Raw genomic sequence first — 2,303 nt, 5'->3', positions numbered from 1 at the left:
TCCCTATTCTCCGTTCCCACCAGGAAGGTCCCCGATGAACAACCCGTTCGACGACGATGACGCCCAGTTCTACGTCCTGATCAACGAGGAGGGCGAACATTCGATGTGGCCGATCTTCGCGGCCGTCCCCGGCGGCTGGACCATCGCCTACGGCGCCGCGTCCCGCGCCGCCTGCCTGGAATACGTCGAATCCCACTGGCTCGACATGCGTCCCAACTCGCTGATCACGGCGATGCACCCGAAACCAACTGAATAGCGGGGCGCCCGCCCACATCCCCCTGCCGGCCGGTGCGCCCCGCCGACACTTCACGCCGATCGGCACGTCATGCATACAGAGTTTGCCCAGGCGAGGATGATGGAAGACATGACAACCCGCCGAATCACCTTGACACTCCCCGAGGAACTGGTCGTCACCGCCGAACATGCCGTGGCGGCGGGCCATGCCAGTTCGGTGTCCGCCTACATCGCCGATGCCGCCGAAGTCGGCCGGGCGCATGCGCCTTTCGCCGACCTCATGCCGAACACCAGCGCCACCAAGCCGGTCGGCGTCTGGTTGGCAGGCGTCATGCGGGGTAAGCGGCACCGTGCGGCCCGCAGCAGCGTTGTGTGACGGTCTGTGAACTCAGCGTCCTATGACGCTGGATTTTGCAGCGTCGTGTGACGCGTGGACCCGTTATGCCCGCGTCCGCGCGGAATCACAGATCAGCCGGGCCTGTTCGCGCCAGTCGGACACCGCGCGGCCGCGCTGCCCGGTCAGGGCCGAGTCGAACTGTTTGGCACGCTTGGTGACCGTCAGGCCGACGTAGGTGTGGCCGTTCGTGATCGCCCGGGTGGCAATTGCACATGCCTCGTCGACCTCGCCGGAGCTGAGCAGTGCCGTTGCGTGCTCGAATTGGACGAGGGCGGGCTCCATTGTCTCCTGCGGGTCGTACAGCGAAATCGCCCGTGCCGCGGCGCTCGCGGTCTCCTCGGCGCGGCCGAGTCGGGAATATCCGATGGCCTGATAGAAAGCGAGTTTTTCCGGGCGGAAGGAAAAAATTCCGACCGGCAGGTCTGCGGGGGCGAAGTCATCGAGTGCGGCGGAAGATTTGTTTATGCAATAGGCGAATTGGTCGGCGTCACCGAGGCTGGCGTGTGCGCGCGCCGCCATTCCCCATAACCAGGCGACGGCGGGGCCGTGTCCCGGATTTTCTGCGAGACGTGGGGCGAGTAGGTGTAAAACTTCCTTCGGTTTATCGCTATAGGTGGGCAGATATGTGAGGCCGGCCAATGCGATGTCTTCCGAGTAGCGGTCGCCGATGTCCTGCGCGGCATGAATCGCGGTCGTATACCACAGCTTGGCCTGGCCGAAATGCCCTTCGTTGAAAAGGATTTCACCGACGACGTTGGCCAGTCTGCCCGCCGTACGGACCAGCCGGATCTGATGATGGGTGGCCTGTCGTTCGGCGAGACATCCTCGCACAGTGCGGAATTGGTCGAGCGTGGCGTGTAGCAACTCGTAGGGTGGCACCTGTACCACGCGCGTGCCGAGCGTCTGCGCCGACTCCTCCAGCAGGCCGAGTCTGCGCTCGCTGATCGATCCGGCATCAAGTGTGGCAAGCATCTTCTCGGGCTCGTTCGCCACCAGATCCGCCGCTCGGCCCGCCAAGCCCGCGCCCACGCAGGCTAATAGTTCACGCCGTCTCACGTCGTTGTCCTCGACTTCCTTGTCGAGCCCAGTTTCCCTACCGAGCTTGGTATTCCGAACGAGCACGGCGCTCGTATCTTCGATCTCGCCTGCCGCCGAACGGTCCGCGAGGATCGCGCGCTCGAACCGCGCGACGACCACTGAATCGGCCTGCGACAGGACCCCGTCGAGTAGGCGCCTGCTTGCGTCGTGCATCCGGGTTGTCCGGCCGTTTTCCCACAAGACCACGGTGCGCGGGGTGACGCCCACCAAGCGCGCGAACTCGTAGCGACTTCGCTTCATCGCCGCACGGAGGGCGCGTACGTCGTCACCCGTCCAGTCGACTTCAACCATAGGTCCTACTCCCTCGCACCAGGTTGATTCAATCGGAAATTACTCGGATTTACCGGTTTCGGGACTGTTATACGCCGAATCGCAACGTGCACGCTTAGTCGGTACCCGGCACCGGGGGTTATGCCCAAACCCTTTCGGGGCGCCTGCTTTCCGGAAGCTCGACGCACGGTCCCGACTCGGTCCGATCCAGCCGAGTCGAGCGCGGTTCCGGCGGCGCCCCTCGGTGTCGGGTGCATTTACTTTTCTTGGAGGTGAACGATGGACGCATTGCGCTCGGATATCA

3 protein-coding genes are annotated in these 2,303 nt (G+C 63.9%); 2 read left to right on the top strand and 1 reads right to left on the bottom strand.

Annotated features, from left to right (window positions below; all coding sequences use genetic code 11):
- Positions 1–34: 34 nt before the first annotated feature.
- Positions 35–256 (top strand): MbtH family protein, encoded by a 222-nt coding sequence (locus OHQ90_RS00175; protein ID WP_328406511.1) that lies wholly within the window; start codon positions 35–37, stop codon positions 254–256.
- A gap of 108 nt (positions 257–364) precedes the next feature.
- Complete coding sequence (locus OHQ90_RS00170; protein ID WP_328406509.1) at positions 365–610, top strand: hypothetical protein; 246 nt, start codon at positions 365–367, stop codon at positions 608–610.
- Between the two features lie 63 nt (positions 611–673).
- On the opposite strand, the gene OHQ90_RS00165 is transcribed toward OHQ90_RS00170, so the two are convergent.
- Positions 674–2,020 carry a helix-turn-helix domain-containing protein gene (locus OHQ90_RS00165; RefSeq protein ID WP_328406507.1) on the bottom strand — a complete coding sequence of 449 codons (1,347 nt, stop codon included), beginning with the start codon at positions 2,018–2,020 and terminating at the stop codon, positions 674–676.
- Positions 2,021–2,303 lie beyond the last annotated feature (283 nt).

This window comes from Nocardia sp. NBC_00403, from assembly GCF_036046055.1.
GTDB lineage: Bacteria > Actinomycetota > Actinomycetes > Mycobacteriales > Mycobacteriaceae > Nocardia.
Note: the sequence above shows the minus strand (reverse complement) of the source record. Positions and strands in the feature narration are given on the sequence as shown.

Excerpts from the sequence above, each read along its gene's own strand:
- OHQ90_RS00170 (WP_328406509.1), top strand. The coding sequence starts at position 365 with ATGACAACCCGCCGAATCACCTTGACACTCCCCGAGGAACTGGTCGTC.
- OHQ90_RS00175 (WP_328406511.1), top strand. The coding sequence starts at position 35 with ATGAACAACCCGTTCGACGACGATGACGCCCAGTTCTACGTCCTGATC.
- OHQ90_RS00165 (WP_328406507.1), bottom strand. The coding sequence starts at position 2,020 with ATGGTTGAAGTCGACTGGACGGGTGACGACGTACGCGCCCTCCGTGCG.